The organism is Brucella daejeonensis, assembly GCF_014199265.1.
GTDB lineage: Bacteria > Pseudomonadota > Alphaproteobacteria > Rhizobiales > Rhizobiaceae > Brucella > Brucella daejeonensis.
The window spans coordinates 68,860-83,602 of sequence record NZ_JACIJG010000010.1; the positions used below are offsets into that span (position 1 = coordinate 68,860).

Here is a 14,743-nt window from a genome sequence, read left to right on the forward strand (position 1 = left end):
CCGTGCCCCCGCCCAAAACTCCCGGACAGGCCGTCTCGGGGCAAACACTGTTACGCCGCAAAACATACCCGTCTACGAACTGGTGTTCCGAGCCTGAACAAAAAGCGACATCTGTGTGCGAAAATGGTCTTTTCGAGCACCGGAGCGCAGGAAATGGCCGTTTGCAGCCACACAGAACGACTTTTGGAACAGGTTCTCAAGAAAACGCGGCAAACGCCATCCGGTTCCCTCGGGTGGGGATAAATCTCTGGGGCCTGAAACAAAAAGCGGCAAATGCGCGCGAAAATGGTGTTTTTCGGATACGGAGCGCTATGTAGTTTTAAAGCGCCGTGCGCCCTTATTGGCGCACAAAGAATAACTTATTGAATCTACGCATCGGCCCGACCGGGACGGCAAAACAAAAAAGCCCGGCCGAAGCCGGGCTTTCTGAAAGAAATATCAGCAGGAATTACGCTGCCTCGACTTCATCGTCATCGATCTCTGCTTCGGCGTCGGCCTTGCCGCGCTTCGGTCCCTTGGCGAGATTGACTTCGATCAGGCGAACGGCCTCGGTTTCCGACAGCTTGTTGACGGCTGCGATTTCGCGCGCCATGCGATCGAGCGCGGCTTCATAGAGCTGGCGTTCGGAATAGGACTGTTCCGGCTGGTTTTCAGCGCGGAAAAGATCGCGGACGACTTCCGAGATCGAGATCAGATCGCCGGAATTGATCTTCGCATCATATTCCTGCGCGCGGCGGGACCACATGGTGCGTTTCACGCGCGCACGGCCCTGTACGACCTTCAATGCGCGTTCAACATAGTCGGTCTCCGAAAGTTTGCGCATACCGATGGAGGCGGCCTTGGCGACCGGCACCTTCAGGCGCATCTTGTCTTTTTCGAAATCGATCACGAAAAGCTCGAGCTTGTGACCTGCCACTTCCTGCTCTTCGATGGTGACGATCTGGCCGACACCATGAGCCGGATATACGATGGCCTCACCGGCCTTGAAACCGCCACGAGCTACCGGAGACTTCTTCTGCTGGGATGACATACGCTTCAATACTCCCTGTTGTGCCCGGCGTGACCCGCCGGTTGACACATGGTTTTCGACCGCGCTTCGGAGGGATGAAGCACGGAAGTTATTTGTCGGCTTGGAACTGAAAACGTATCTGAGGGCAAATCCAGTCAACCGGGAGGGTATGGTGAGGAAAACGATGCCGCATCGCAATCATCTTCCCCGGCGCCATTCAGCCCGGTACTAAAGATCAGCCCTTTCAGAGATTAACGCGTAGCGCCACGAATTGACGTCCAGTCACCGAAATTATTGAGGCAACCTAACACAATTTCGCGAAAGAATCAACAAATTGCCAAATATGTCGCAATAGGCAACTCGATACGCCTGAATGACAGGCGTTTTCCCGTGATTTTATTCGTCTTTTGCCGCCCAGACACAGAAAAAGCAAGTGTTAAAACATGCAATTCGTCATGTCCGGCAGCCTGATATAACCGACAGGTATTCCGATTGCGGCGTCAGTCGCCAGTGCCGGGTTCGGCGGAGAAATACTGCTCCAGCTTGCCTGCAACACCGTCCATTTCCTTGGCTTCCGGCAAGGCGTCTTTCTTTGCGGTGATATTAGGCCATTTGGCCGCATATTCCGTATTCAGCTCCAGCCACTTGTCGAGGCCCGGTTCGGTGTCGGGGCTGATCGCCTCGGCAGGGCATTCCGGTTCGCATACGCCGCAGTCGATGCACTCGTCCGGATTGATGACGAGCATGTTTTCGCCTTCGTAGAAGCAATCGACCGGACAGACCTCGACGCAGTCCGTATATTTGCAGCGAATGCAATTATCGGTCACGACATATGTCATCGTCGAACTCCTGTTGCCGCCCGAATTACAGAACCGGCGGCTTATCTATCCTATAGCTCTGCGCCGATATTCCGACCAGCCGCCGCTCGGCCAGCGAATGACCCGGAGGCTCTGGAATATCTCGCCACGAAGTCACCCGTGCACGGAAATGGTTGCGGGTCTCAGCCCATGCCCTTTTATGACAATGCGTGAGGTAGCGATTTTATCCCGCGCTGACAAGGGTAGAAACGCGGTGAAAGTACGATCTCACGCACATCTGAAACCGCATTTCTCTCCATGCCCTTTCCGTGGAAAAGGCTTTCGCCGGAACGGTTTGACGTGAAATTTCCATCACCGGCCCGCGCAGCCTGCGGCAACGCGTCCGTGTCAGTTTCCGCGCAGACGGTCCGTCTCGCGCCGCTCTCTCTTGGTTGGTCGCCCTGCCCCGCTCTCGCGCTGGGGCACAGCCGCCTCGACCGGAGCCGTGGAAGCGGACGGTGGCGGCGAAAGATCTTCATAGAGAAGCTGGGCCTCGGGGGCCGGGCCACGCCGTGCGCCGGGCGCCAGAACCTTATAGACGAGGATTCGCCGTTCGAGCGTGATGGTCAGCACATCGCCGACCTTCACCTGATGCGCCGGCTGTACGATCTTGTCGCGATTGACGCGAACCTTGCCGCTGGCGGCGAGTTTCGCCGCCAGCGATCTGGATTTGACCACGCGCGCAAAGAACAGCCACTTGTCGATCCGCTGCCTTGCGCCTGCGTCCATCTTACTTCTTCATCTGCTCTTTCAGAGCCAGAAGCTTGGCGAAAGGCGAATCGGGGTCGATGCGTGCGGGACGTTCCTGCTCAACGCGCTTGTTGCCCTGATGACCATGATCGCGCTTCGGCTGGCGCTGGCCGCCACGGAATTCGCCCTTGGAGCCTTCGCGCTTGCCTTCACCGTCGTGATGGCGCTTGTGCTTGTCGAAGCGCTTGCCGCCGCCACTGCGATCGTTACGCGCCTGTTGCTCTTCGCCGGCCTGGTCGCGGTTGTGATGACCGCGATTCTGGTTGCCGCGACGCTGGCGATTCTGGTCCTGATTGCGATTGCGGCCCTCGAAACGGCCCTGCCGCCAGAGAAGAACCGGCTTGGGCTCTTCAACGACAGCTTCACCGGCTTCACCGGCAGGTGCGGCCGCATCCGCTGCGGGAGCGGCTTCTTCCACCTTCGCTTCCACCTGGACGGCAGCGACAGGCGCAGGCACGGGTTCCGCGTCGGGAACAGCCGGCTTTTCCGGTTCTGCTGCCTGAGCGGCACCGGCTTCCCTGGCTGCGGCCTCGGCTGCGAAAGCATCGAGTTCGGCAAGCTTGGCCGTAACGGCGGCAGCTTCCATCGCCTCGTGACGGTAGCCGAGGCTCTTCAGAACCTCTTCCATATCCTCGGCCGTAGCGCCCAGAATGGACATCATGGCAGGCGTTACGATGAAGCGTCCGCCGTCATATGCACCATCGGGACGCGTCCCCGAACCCGGACGCCAGGCAAGCGCCGGACGGATGAGATCGGCAAGGCGCTCCAGAATATCGATGCGCACGGCGCGACGGCCCAGCACACGATAACCGGCCAGACGATAGAACATCTGGTCGAATGTCGGATCGACCACGACGGAGGTGCGGCCAGCGGCCAGCACATTGACCACATCGCCATAACCGGCGCGCTCGCGGCCATCGTTCTTCAGCGCCCAGAGCAGCGTGATGAGGCCAGCCGGAGCGGGCTTCAGCAGCATAGGCATGAAGACGTGATAAGCGCCGAAGCGCACCCCGAGGCGACGAAGCGCCGCGCGCGAATCCTGATCGAGACCGCGCACTTCCTCCGCCACGTCGCGACGCTGGAGGATACCCAGATTTTCGACGATCTGGAATGCCAGGCCGCGCGTCATGCCGGTCAGCGCATCTGCGGCGCCAAGATCGGTGAGCGGCTTCAGCACTGTTTCGATATGGTACGCCACGAAACGGTCGATGCGCGCGGTAACCTTGTCGCGCGCCGGACCGGTAAGCTGTTCATCGGCCAGAATCACAGCGCGCGGCTTCAGCACGTCGTCGCCCGCGACAAGCGTCGCGACCGTAGCGCCGACCCAGCGCATAACGCCGTCCGAACCCAGCGCGAAATCGCTGTTCGGCGCAGCCGCAAAGCGTTCCGCGCGACGTTCGAACTCGGCGGCGAGCGCCTTTTGTGCAGCCGACTTCACCGCCTTCGCATCCGGCCCTTCGGCCTGGACGTCGGCGGTAAAACGGAATCCTTCCAGTTGCCCGACATTGTGCCCTTCGACGATCACGTCTCCGGTCGAGCTGATTTCTGCTTCAAGCATGGCATTCTCTCTCAGGCGCCTCATAAGCACGCTTGTCCTGCGGTCTACAAAGCGTTTCGTCAACCTTTCATGCAGCGCATCGGACAGTCTGTCCTCTATTTCGCGCGTCTTTTCCTGCCAGTGTGTCGGATCGGCAAGCCATCCGGGCCTGTGCGACACAAAAGTCCAGGTACGGATTTGCGCCACGCGATGCGACAGGGTGTCGATTTCCCCCTCTGTACTATCGGCGCGGCGCACCTGTTCGCTCATATAATCTTCATCGACGCTCCCTCGGCGTACCAGATCCTGATAGATGGTTGCAATGATATCGGCATGTTGCGCCGGTGCGATCTTGCGATAGTCGGGCAGCGCGCAGGCGTCCCACAAAAGCTCGATCCGCGCCGGTGTCGTTGCAAGTCGTACAATCTCTCCGTCTTTTGAAAGATTTTCAAGCGCCTGCTGGTCCACAGCCGGAAGCGCCTTGGCCAGACCTTCGATCGGCGCGGGCGTTTCGAGCGAATGGCGCAGTGCTTCCAGCGACGAAAAATCGAAACGCGCCGTGCGCCATTGCAGCACTTTGACCGGATCGAAATTATGCGCTTCCACCCGCTCGACCAGTTCCTCGTCGAACGGATGCACCTGCCCCGTCACCCCGAATGTGCCGTCGCGCAGGTGACGCCCGGCGCGACCTGCGATCTGCCCCACTTCGGCAGGCGTGAGATCGCGAAACTGATAGCCGTCGAACTTGCGGTTCTGCGCGAAAGCCACGTGATCGACATCGAGATTGAGCCCCATGCCGATGGCGTCGGTCGCGACCAGAAAATCGACATCGCCTGACTGGTAAAGCTCGACCTGCGCATTGCGCGTGCGCGGAGATAGCGCACCCATGACCACCGCAGCGCCGCCGCGCTGGCGGCGGATCAGTTCGGCAATGGCATAAACCTCGTCGGCGGAAAAAGCGACAATCGCCGAACGGTTCGGCAGCCGCGTAATCTTCTTCGACCCGGCATAGGCCAGATGCGACAGGCGCGGCCGCGTGACTACATTGATGCCGCGCAGAAGCTTTTCCAGAATGCCACGCATGGTGGCGGCGCCCAGAAGCAGGGTTTCCTGCCGCCCGCGCAGATGCAGGATGCGGTCGGTGAAAATATGGCCGCGTTCGAGATCGCCCGCGAGCTGCACTTCATCGATGGCGACAAAGGCGACGTCGGTGCGGCGCGGCATCGCTTCCACCGTGCAGACGGAATAGCGCGCTGTGGGCGGCACGATCTTTTCCTCGCCCGTCACCAGCGCGACATTGGCCGTCCCGACCCGTTCCGCCACGCGGTTATAGACCTCGCGCGCCAGAAGGCGCAGCGGCAGGCCGATCATGCCGGTGCCATGCGACAACATGCGCTCGATGGCCAGATGCGTCTTGCCGGTATTGGTCGGCCCGAGCACCGCGGTCACGTCGCGGCCGCTCAGAGCGAGCGGCAAATCATGGGCGGGGAGATGGTTCATGCCAATAATCGGATTCCCGGTACAAGCGCCCCCGAGGGGCTGGATGCAGGCTCTTGCGATAGCACTATATGACCCGTACCGAAAGCGCTCCTGTTAAGTTTCAATACGAGCCGAATGCTACCGTATCTGGCGTTCGACCCGAAGCGCGTCAATGCGTATGCCGATTAATAATTGGAACGAGTCTAGAACGAATCGGCGACGAATCACTGATTCCCACAGATTCGCCTTTTGTTCACGGCAATATATAGTGGGGCAGCAGAAAAGCTCCACAAGATCATGAATCAATCAGGCCGGTTTCCGATGTTCTTTCGAAGCCGGGACCTGCTGGCGTTAACTTTTGGCGGAACCTGTCAACAGGTCATTGTCATACGTTCCCCCTCTTTAAGAAAAAATCAATAAATACTGATAGTTCGTTAATGCAATAACGGTCCCGAAGCCGGTTTTCGTTAACCTTCAGGCCAAAGCCGGAACGAATCGGCGACGAATCGCTGATCCATGGATTTTCTTCGTTTGTTCTCACCATATCTGATGGTCCGGCGACGCGGAACACCATAGAAAACCGCTCGGGACGAAGCATTCGCCCCGCCAGTCTCGCGGTTTTGTTAACTTTTGGCCGACCCGCCCCCATCCGCAGCCGCGCAACAGAAACGGGCGGAGCTGCTGCCCGCCCGCCTTCCAACTTTCACGAAAAGCGAAATCCTGTCAGTCGCGCTCGACGCAAAGCGCCACCCCCATGCCGCCACCGATGCAAAGCGTCGCCAGACCGCGCCTGGCGCCACGGCGCTGCATTTCGTAAAGCAGCGTCGTCAGCACGCGCGCGCCGGACGCGCCGATCGGGTGACCGATGGCGATTGCACCGCCATTGACGTTGACGATCTCCGGATCAAGGCCGAGATCGCTCACCACAGCGCAGGACTGCGCTGCAAAGGCTTCGTTGGCCTCCACGAGATCGAGATCGTCCACGCTCCAGCCTGCCTTTTCCAGCGCCTTCTTCGTCGCCGGAATGGGACCGGTCCCCATGATCGCGGGATCGACGCCAGCCGTTGCCCAGGAAACGATGCGCGCCAGAGGCTTCACACCGCGCTTGCCCGCTTCGTCGGCATCCATCAGAACGACCGCCGCAGCGCCGTCATTGATGCCCGACGCATTGCCTGCCGTAACCGTGCCTTCCTTGTCGAAAGCAGGTTTGAGCTTGGCAAGTGTCTCCATCGTCGTGCCCGGACGGATATATTCGTCTGCCGAGACAACGACTTCGCCCTTCCGGGTCTTCACGGTGAAGGGCACGATTTCATCGTCGAACCGGCCCGCTTTCTGCGCGGCCTCGGCCTTTTGCTGCGAGGCGAGCGCGAACTCGTCCTGATCCTGACGGCTCAACTGCCACTGGCGGGCGACATTTTCTGCGGTAATGCCCATGTGATAGCCGTTGAAAGCGTCCGTCAGGCCGTCCTTCAGCATGGTGTCGATCATCTTGAAGTCGCCCATCTTCACGCCGCCGCGCAAATGCGCGCAGTGCGGAGCCATGGACATGGATTCCTGTCCGCCAGCCACGATGATCCGGGCATCGCCGGAGAGAATCTGCTGCATCCCGAGCGCGACAGCCCGCAGGCCGGAGCCGCAGAGCTGGTTGAGAGCGAAAGCCGTCGCCTCCTTCGGGCAACCTGCATCCATCGCCGCCTGGCGCGCCGGATTCTGTCCTTCGCCTGCCGTCAGCACCTGCCCCAGAATGACCTCATCGACATCCGCCGCATCGACACCGGCGCGCTCAAGCGCGCCCTTGATGGCCGCAGCGCCCAATTCATGTGCCGGAACATTGGCAAAAGCACCATTGAACGCGCCCACCGCCGTACGGGCGGCGCTGGCGATGACGATGGTTTTCGGATCGGACATTCTTTCCTCCTTGAGCATGTCGCGCAACACAAAGACCAAAAAGCGGGCCTTGGCAAGCTCTCCCGCCGTCTTCATGAAAATCGAGAAGGTGTTTTTCCCGTCACGACCAGCATTCGCAGGTGCATCGCCGCGCGCAGCCGCTAAATTATCACCATCACATCACAGGAGATGAACATGCCTTCACTAACGCTCGAACGCGCCAATACGATCATTGCCGGAGCCTTTGCCAAAGCCGGAGAACTGAAACTGAAGCCGCTCGCCGTCTGCGTTCTGGATACCGGCGGTCATGTGAAGGCTTTCCAGCGTCAGGACGGCGCTTCCATGCTCCGCTTCGAGATCGGCTCGGGCAAGGCCTACGGCGCGCTCGCGGTCGGCACGGGTTCGCGCTGGCTGAACAATCAGGCCAAGGATCGTCCGCATTTTCTGGAAGGGCTGTCCGGCGTGTCGGGCGGAAAAGTCGTGCCGGTGCCAGGCGGTGTGCTGATCAAGGATGCGGGCGGTGAGATTCTGGGGGCGGTCGGCATTTCCGGCGACACCTCGGACAATGATGAAGCCGCCGCCATTGCCGGTATCGAAGCCGCTGGCTTTGCATCAGACGCAGGCTAAAACATTTCAGGCAAAAGCGCGAAGCGGTTTTCGTCCATACGAAAACCGTTTCGCTTTCAAAACATCCAGTCAAAATAAAAACGCCGCTCCCGATCGAACGGAAGCGGCGTTTTAAAACCATCTGCAAGCCACGCCCGGCGCGGCTACAGACTATTCCTTGGCTTCGAGAACCTGACGGCCGCGATACATACCGCTCTTCAGATCGATATGATGCGGACGGCGAAGTTCGCCAGAGTTCTTGTCCTCGACATAGGTCGGGGCCTTGAGAGCGTCAGCCGAACGGCGCATGCCGCGACGCGACGGAGAAACTTTTCGTTTAGGTACTGCCATGGATCCAGCTCCACTGATCGGTCAATAAATATCCGGTACGGCTCCAGTGAAGCCTGTCACAACGGACAAAATTCTAGAAAGTCAGGTGCCTATACACGCTCTTGCGGCATTTGACCAGCGGGAGTCTTATCTTTTTTTCGTATCGCGCATTTATTGCACGCAAACCACATATGGCCCCGATCGCGCGGCGCGCCTGGCAACGATGCGGGCGATGCGCTGCATGTTGCGCGTCGGCCTGGCCGGGTTGCGAAGCGCGGGATTTGGCAAGGTGACGGCAAGAAGTGCCGCCTGCTGCGCGGTCAGCCTTGCTGCCGACCGCTTGAAATAGTGCCGGGCAGCGGCCTCGATTCCGTAAATACCCGGCCCCCACTCGGCGATATTGAGATAGATTTCCATGATCCGCTTCTTCGACAGAAGCCCGTCGGCGACCATGGCCAACGGAAATTCAAGCCCCTTGCGGACATAGGAGCGCCCGTTCCACAGAAAGAGGTTCTTCACCGTCTGCATGGTGATGGTCGAGGCGCCGCGACTGGGGCCTCCCTCGCCCGCATCGTCGAGCACGAGGCTCAGTTGATGCCAGTCGACACCGCCATGGCTGCAAAACTGGCCGTCCTCGGCCATCATCACCGAATTGACCAGAACCGGCGACACATCGTCAATACTCACCCAGCGCCGGTCGACATCGCGCAGAAGTACGAAATCCGCCGCCATCAACGTCGAAACGGGACGCACGAAAGGAACCGAATAAACAAGGAGGAGAAAAAGCGGCAGAACAGCCAGCACCACCAGAATCTTGAGCATGAGAGCAATTCTGCCACCCCAAACGGGATCGGCCAAGTAGTTGCGCCCATCTTTGCTCTTGATGATGATTTTAGCCACGTTCACCGCAAAATTTGCCCCAGGGCGGATTAACCATTCATTAATGATAAAGAACTCGATCCCATAATCCAGCCGGGGAAACAAGTCGGGAACCGACGGTTTGATGACCGTCAGATGAAAAAGCCTGTGCTGATTGCGATGGCCGGTTGACCGGGATCATGGTTTCGTCCATGCCGATGGGCATGGAACATATGCCTGCCGATTTTACCGATGCCCTGAACGCCCGCGCGGAGCAGGTGGAAGCGCTTTTGACCGAGCTTCTGGCCCAGCGCCTGCGAACCGGCGAAATCGCCCGCCCGGAACGCTTGCTCGCGGCCATGCGCCACGGCGTGCTGAACGGCGGCAAACGCCTGCGCCCTTTCCTCGTCATCGAAAGCGCTGCCCTTTTCGGCAGGAACGGCGATGCTGTCCTGCGGGTGGCCGCCGCGCTTGAATGCATCCACTGCTATTCGCTCGTCCATGACGATTTGCCCGCCATGGACGACGACGATCTGCGTCGCGGCCAGCCAACCGTGCACAAGGCCTTTGACGAAGCCGCTGCTATCCTCGCGGGCGACAGCCTGCTGACCTACGCTTTCGACATCGTGGCTTCCGACGAAACGGACCTCGACGCGTCGATTCGCGTGCAGCTCGTTTCAGCGCTGGCGCGTGCCTCCGGCCTTGGCGGGATGGCGGGCGGACAGGCGCTCGATCTGATGGCCGCGACCAGCAAGCCCGACGAAGCGGGCATCATCACGCTTCAGGCGATGAAAACCGGCGCGCTGATTCGCTTTGCCTGCGAGGCAGGCGCCATCATCGCTGGCGCCTCACGTGAGGATCGCGAGCGCATGGCCGAGTTCGGCTCGGCCATCGGCCTCGCCTTCCAGCTTGCCGACGACCTTCTCGACGTCACCGCCGATGCGCAAACCATGGGCAAGGCGACCGGCAAGGACGCAAATGCGGGAAAAGCCACGCTGGTTTCCCTGCATGGCATCGACTGGACCCGCAAACAGCTTGCGGGCCTTGTCGCACAGGCCGAAAGCCTGCTGTCACCCTTCGGTCAGGATGCGGAAATCTTGAAACAGGCCGCCCGTTTCATCGCCGAGCGGCAAAACTGATCAGGACGCTTTCCTATCGAGACCAAAGCGGTTCTCGATATAATCGGCAACCATCTTCTGGAAATCTTCGGCAATGCCGGGACCGCGCAGGGTCGTGACCTTCCTGCCATCGACAAAGACCGGCGCGGACGGGGTTTCGCCCGTGCCGGGCAACGAAATGCCGATATCGGCATGTTTCGATTCGCCCGGACCGTTGACGATGCAGCCCATAACCGCCACCGAAAGCGCCTCGACGCCCGGATATTTCTCGCGCCAGACCGGCATGTTGCGGCGGATATCGTCCTGAATGGTCTGCGCCAGTTCCTGAAACACCGTCGAGGTGGTGCGCCCGCAACCGGGGCATGCCGCGACAATCGGAATGAACTGGCGGAAGCCCATCGTCTGCAACAATTCCTGCGCCACCTGCACTTCGCGGGTGCGGTCGCCGCCCGGTTCCGGCGTCAGCGATATGCGGATCGTGTCGCCAATGCCCTGCTGAAGCAAAATGCCCATCGCCGCCGACGACGCGACAATGCCCTTCGATCCCATGCCTGCTTCGGTGAGGCCCAGATGCAGCGCATGGTCCGAGCGTCCGGCCAGCATGGTATAAACGGCGATCAGGTCCTGCACCTGACTGACCTTGGCCGACAGGATGATCTTGTCGCGTCCCAGCCCGATTTCTTCCGCCAGATTGGCCGAAATCAACGCCGACTGCACAATGGCCTCGCGCATGACTTCCTGCGCCGAAAGCGGCGCGCCTTCGGCCTGATTGCGATCCATCAGCGTGGTCAGCAATTCCTGATCGAGCGACCCCCAGTTGACGCCGATACGCACGGGCTTGTCATGACGGATCGCCATTTCGACGATATCGGCGAACTGCTTGTCCTTCTTGTCCTTGAAACCGACATTGCCCGGATTGATGCGATATTTCGCCAGCGCTTCCGCACAGGCCGGATGATCGGCAAGCAGCTTGTGGCCGATATAATGAAAATCGCCGACCAGCGGCACGTCATGGCCCAGACGTTCCAGACGCTCACGGATTTTTGGCACGGCCGCAGCCGATTCGTCGCGATCCACCGTGATGCGCACGATTTCGGACCCGGCGCGGTGCAGCGCCGCCACCTGCGCGACCGTGGAATCCACGTCCGCCGTATCCGTATTGGTCATCGATTGTACGACAACCGGCGCGCTACCGCCGACGACAACGCCGCCGACGCTGACGCCAACCGACCGGCGGCGGGGGAAAGGATGCGAGAAATAGCTGACGGTCTCGGAAGACATTTTGCTCTGTTCTGAGTTCTGACTGTTTTCGGGTGGCGCAGTGCGACACGATTGTCAACGCTGGCATATATCTGGGCCATCATATATCCGGCTCTGGCCTTATATAATCACTTGCCGTTGTCTTGTCGCCCTTTCATTATGCGCTCGCTCAATGCAAGGAGGAAACCTGAACATGACCGATACAACTGCCCGCAAGACCGCAATCGTCACCGGATCGAATTCCGGCATAGGGCTTGGCATCGCCCACGCACTCGCGGCGGCAGGACACAAGGTCGTGATCAACTCCTTCACCAACCGGGACGAAGACCATGCGCTGGCCCGGTCCATTGCGGAAAAACATGGCACGAGCGCGGTCTATATCGCCGCTGACATGTCGAATGCCGACCAGTGCCGCAACCTTGTGGCTCAGGCGGCCGAAACCTTCGGCAGTGCCGATATTCTGGTCAATAATGCGGGTATCCAGCACGTGGAGCGGGTGGAAGACTTTCCAGTCGAACAATGGGACCGCATCATCGCGATCAACCTGACCTCCGCCTTTCACACAAGTGCTGCCGCCATCCCGCATATGCGCGCCAGGGGCTGGGGCCGCATCATCAATATCGCCTCCGCGCACGGGCTTGTCGCCTCGCCGTTCAAATCGGCCTATGTCGCGGCCAAGCATGGCATTGTCGGCTTCACAAAGACGCTGGCGCTGGAGCTTGCGACCGCCAAAATCACCGCCAACGCCATTTGCCCCGGCTATGTGCTGACGCCGCTCGTCGAGGCGCAGATTCCCGATCAGATGAAGGCGTACGACATGGACCGCGAAACCGTTATCCGCGAAGTGATGCTCGATAAACAGCCGACAAAGGAATTCGTCACCACCGGGCAGATCGGTGCGCTTGCCGTCTTCCTTGCAACCGACGCAGCCGCCCAGATCAACGGCACGTCCCTGCCTGTCGATGGCGGCTGGACCGCTGGATAGCGCATCCCAAAAAGTGGGAGCCGGTTTTGGATAAGATGCGTCTCATAAGGAAGCTCAATGCTCGTGGTCGGCATAGCGGGCCAGGCCTGAGAAGACCAGCACGACCAGCAGCAACGCCGGCAAGGCAATGAACACCACGCCGAACCCGCTATGCTTGGCCACAAAACCGATCACCGACGGCGCAACCAGCATACCGGAATAGCCGAGCGTCGTCGCAACCGACAGCCCCACGCTGGGATTGACGCCCGGCATATTGCCCGCCATCGAAAAGGCTATCGGCACCATGTTGGAAATGCCGATGCCGCAAATCGCAAAGCCGACCAGCGAAATATAGGGACTGGTCGAGAAACCGACCGTCAGCATACCGATAATGGCGATGACGGTGCATAGCCGCAGCGTCTTCACCGCGCCATAACGGTCGCGCACCAGATCGCCCGCAAAGCGCATTGCCGCCATGGAAAAGGAAAAGGCGGCAAAGCCGAACCCGGCCAGAGTGACCGAAGCGCCCAGATCCTGCTGCATGTGATAGGCGCCCCAGTCGAGGATTGCGCCCTCCGGCACCATGGAAAACAGCGCCATCACCCCCACGAGCCAGGGCAGCGGATTGCGCGGCAATACGAGTTTCGGCCTTTCGCCGCTCGCATGATGGGCATTGTCGGGAATGATCGACGGCCACGCGACCGCGATCATCACGGCAGAAGCAATCGTCGTGACCAGCGCATGAACCAGCGATCCGAACTGGGCGATGAGAAAGCCACCCGTGGCGGCGCCTATCAGGCCGCCGAGGCTCCAGAATGCATGGCAGGACGACATGATCGCCCGGCGCATGGATTTCTCGACGGCGACGGCATTGGCGTTCATCGATACGTCCATCGCGGCCATTGTGCCGCCGAAATAGAACATCACGATCACCGCCGTGATCACATTGGGCGCCAGCGAAACCACGAACAGGGCCGGAATGAAGGCCAGTGCGAAGAAACGCACGACTGCCCCGGAACCGCGATGCGCGGAAAGGGCGCCCGCAACCGGCATCATGGTGAGCGAACCAAGCCCGAAGACGAGGATCATCAGCCCCATACCGGCACTGTCGAGGCCCAGCCGTGCGGCAAATTCGGGAATTTTCGGTGCCCAGCCGCCAAAAATATAACCGTTCGCCAGAAAGAGGAGCGCCACCGCGATTCTCTCCCTGGTCACAAATGGCGCGCTCGCGGGCGCAACGTCTTCCCGTCCGGAAACCTGTTCCATGATTGCCTCAATCGCGGCCTGCCGCCGCACGCACGATTTTCATACCCGACGCCGCATAAGGCGCAAGCGCTGCTTCATCCGCATCGTCTTCGACAGCCATGACGCTGACATCTTCCAGCGGCACCACATCGTGCGCCGCCACTGTGTCGAGCTTGTCGCTCGTAATGGCGAGAACGACCGACCGGCTGCGTCCCGCTATCACCCGCTTGAACTCCGCATCGTCCAGATAAAGCGCGGTGACGCCGATTTCCGCTGCAATGCCGCAGGCGCCAAGAATGCAGAGATCGGGATGCAGCATTTCCGCATCGCGCAGGGCGCGCGCGCCGACCGCCGCGCTCACCCGCCTGTCGATCGGGCCGCCGATAACGATCAGCTCGATCTGCTGCGAGCCCATCACGATGGCCGCGATGGAAGGCGTGTTGGTGACGACGGTGATCGTATCGCCACGCTCGACCAAAAGCCGCGCCAGCGCCGTATTGACCGAGGACGAGTCGAGAAAGACGGTCATGCCCGATTCGATCAGACCGTGCAGAACGGCTGCGAGCGCTGCTTTCGCCTCAGGCCTTTCGACGTCGCGCTCGGCAAGCGAAACCGGCTCCGGCACGGCACGCAAGGCGCCGCCATAGACGCGCTTGCAAAGGCCCGCCGCCGCCAGATCGCGCAGGTCGCGCCTTATCGTATCCTCCGATACACCGAAACTTTCCGCAAGTTCCGCCGCCAGCACACGACCCGACTGCTCCAGCAGTTGCTGGATACGCGCCTGTCTTTCGTGAAGCAGAAGCTCCATCGCCACTTTGATTCCTTTCATGCATAATCATGCAT

General features: G+C 60.1%; 13 protein-coding genes. 3 read left to right on the forward strand and 10 right to left on the reverse strand.

The annotated features are described in order from the left end of the window. Positions 1-448: 448 nt before the first annotated feature. The 5 genes from FHS76_RS13895 to FHS76_RS13915 all read right to left on the reverse strand — a co-directional run bounded on the left by FHS76_RS13895 (position 449) and on the right by FHS76_RS13915 (position 7,540). Positions 449-1,030, reverse strand: a complete 582-nt coding sequence (locus tag FHS76_RS13895; protein WP_183653654.1) for a CarD family transcriptional regulator — start codon at positions 1,028-1,030, stop codon at positions 449-451. A 479-nt stretch (positions 1,031-1,509) separates the two neighbouring features. Beyond that, a complete protein-coding gene (gene fdxA, locus FHS76_RS13900) occupies positions 1,510-1,848 on the reverse strand; it encodes a ferredoxin FdxA (protein WP_183653657.1) in 339 nt (112 codons plus the stop codon). Between the two features lie 366 nt (positions 1,849-2,214). Beyond that, positions 2,215-2,595 (reverse strand): RNA-binding S4 domain-containing protein, encoded by a 381-nt coding sequence (locus FHS76_RS13905; RefSeq protein ID WP_183653660.1) that lies wholly within the window; start codon positions 2,593-2,595, stop codon positions 2,215-2,217. 1 nt (position 2,596) lies between these two features. Next, on the reverse strand, positions 2,597-5,653 hold the full coding sequence (locus FHS76_RS13910) for a helicase-related protein (protein ID WP_183653663.1): 3,057 nt from the start codon (positions 5,651-5,653) through the stop codon (positions 2,597-2,599). 702 nt (positions 5,654-6,355) lie between these two features. After that, positions 6,356-7,540, reverse strand: coding sequence for an acetyl-CoA C-acetyltransferase (locus tag FHS76_RS13915; protein ID WP_183653666.1), 1,185 nt, complete (start codon positions 7,538-7,540; stop codon positions 6,356-6,358). 174 nt (positions 7,541-7,714) lie between these two features. Between FHS76_RS13915 and FHS76_RS13920 the strand changes: the two genes are divergently transcribed. Further along, positions 7,715-8,146 (forward strand): GlcG/HbpS family heme-binding protein, encoded by a 432-nt coding sequence (locus tag FHS76_RS13920; protein WP_183653669.1) that lies wholly within the window; start codon positions 7,715-7,717, stop codon positions 8,144-8,146. Positions 8,147-8,296: 150 nt separating this feature from the next. On the opposite strand, the gene rpmF is transcribed toward FHS76_RS13920, so the two are convergent. Both rpmF and mtgA read right to left on the reverse strand, forming a co-directional pair. Continuing rightward, positions 8,297-8,476 carry a 50S ribosomal protein L32 gene (rpmF, locus tag FHS76_RS13925; RefSeq protein ID WP_183653672.1) on the reverse strand — a complete coding sequence of 60 codons (180 nt, stop codon included), beginning with the start codon at positions 8,474-8,476 and terminating at the stop codon, positions 8,297-8,299. A 150-nt stretch (positions 8,477-8,626) separates the two neighbouring features. Then, positions 8,627-9,355, reverse strand: a complete 729-nt coding sequence (gene mtgA, locus FHS76_RS13930; protein WP_183653676.1) for a monofunctional biosynthetic peptidoglycan transglycosylase — start codon at positions 9,353-9,355, stop codon at positions 8,627-8,629. A 182-nt stretch (positions 9,356-9,537) separates the two neighbouring features. Here mtgA and FHS76_RS13935 point away from each other — a divergent pair, with 182 nt between their 5' ends. Next, complete coding sequence (locus FHS76_RS13935) at positions 9,538-10,452, forward strand: polyprenyl synthetase family protein (RefSeq protein ID WP_183653960.1); 915 nt, start codon at positions 9,538-9,540, stop codon at positions 10,450-10,452. Here FHS76_RS13935 and ispG read toward each other — a convergent pair whose 3' ends face one another. Continuing rightward, on the reverse strand, positions 10,453-11,712 hold the full coding sequence (ispG, locus tag FHS76_RS13940) for a flavodoxin-dependent (E)-4-hydroxy-3-methylbut-2-enyl-diphosphate synthase (RefSeq protein WP_183653679.1): 1,260 nt from the start codon (positions 11,710-11,712) through the stop codon (positions 10,453-10,455). A 172-nt stretch (positions 11,713-11,884) separates the two neighbouring features. Between ispG and FHS76_RS13945 the strand changes: the two genes are divergently transcribed. Next, entirely contained in the window at positions 11,885-12,676 is a 792-nt protein-coding gene (locus FHS76_RS13945) for a 3-hydroxybutyrate dehydrogenase (protein WP_183653682.1), read from the forward strand. 54 nt (positions 12,677-12,730) lie between these two features. Here the strand turns inward: FHS76_RS13945 and FHS76_RS13950 are convergent, their stop codons facing one another. Together FHS76_RS13950 and FHS76_RS13955 are read right to left on the reverse strand one after the other, a co-directional pair. Continuing rightward, positions 12,731-13,921 carry an MFS transporter gene (locus tag FHS76_RS13950; RefSeq protein WP_183653685.1) on the reverse strand — a complete coding sequence of 397 codons (1,191 nt, stop codon included), beginning with the start codon at positions 13,919-13,921 and terminating at the stop codon, positions 12,731-12,733. A gap of 7 nt (positions 13,922-13,928) precedes the next feature. Continuing rightward, positions 13,929-14,729 carry a DeoR/GlpR family DNA-binding transcription regulator gene (locus FHS76_RS13955; RefSeq protein WP_183653687.1) on the reverse strand — a complete coding sequence of 267 codons (801 nt, stop codon included), beginning with the start codon at positions 14,727-14,729 and terminating at the stop codon, positions 13,929-13,931. Between the last annotated feature and the right edge of the window lie 14 nt (positions 14,730-14,743).

Coding starts and splice junctions, on each gene's coding strand:
- FHS76_RS13895 (WP_183653654.1), bottom strand. CDS start 1,030: ATGTCATCCCAGCAGAAGAAGTCTCCGGTAGCTCGTGGCGGTTTCAAG.
- fdxA (WP_183653657.1), bottom strand. CDS start 1,848: ATGACATATGTCGTGACCGATAATTGCATTCGCTGCAAATATACGGAC.
- FHS76_RS13905 (WP_183653660.1), bottom strand. CDS start 2,595: ATGGACGCAGGCGCAAGGCAGCGGATCGACAAGTGGCTGTTCTTTGCG.
- FHS76_RS13910 (WP_183653663.1), bottom strand. CDS start 5,653: ATGAACCATCTCCCCGCCCATGATTTGCCGCTCGCTCTGAGCGGCCGC.
- FHS76_RS13915 (WP_183653666.1), bottom strand. CDS start 7,540: ATGTCCGATCCGAAAACCATCGTCATCGCCAGCGCCGCCCGTACGGCG.
- FHS76_RS13920 (WP_183653669.1), top strand. CDS start 7,715: ATGCCTTCACTAACGCTCGAACGCGCCAATACGATCATTGCCGGAGCC.
- rpmF (WP_183653672.1), bottom strand. CDS start 8,476: ATGGCAGTACCTAAACGAAAAGTTTCTCCGTCGCGTCGCGGCATGCGC.
- FHS76_RS13935 (WP_183653960.1), top strand. CDS start 9,538: ATGGAACATATGCCTGCCGATTTTACCGATGCCCTGAACGCCCGCGCG.
- ispG (WP_183653679.1), bottom strand. CDS start 11,712: ATGTCTTCCGAGACCGTCAGCTATTTCTCGCATCCTTTCCCCCGCCGC.
- FHS76_RS13945 (WP_183653682.1), top strand. CDS start 11,885: ATGACCGATACAACTGCCCGCAAGACCGCAATCGTCACCGGATCGAAT.
- FHS76_RS13950 (WP_183653685.1), bottom strand. CDS start 13,921: ATGGAACAGGTTTCCGGACGGGAAGACGTTGCGCCCGCGAGCGCGCCA.
- FHS76_RS13955 (WP_183653687.1), bottom strand. CDS start 14,729: ATGAAAGGAATCAAAGTGGCGATGGAGCTTCTGCTTCACGAAAGACAG.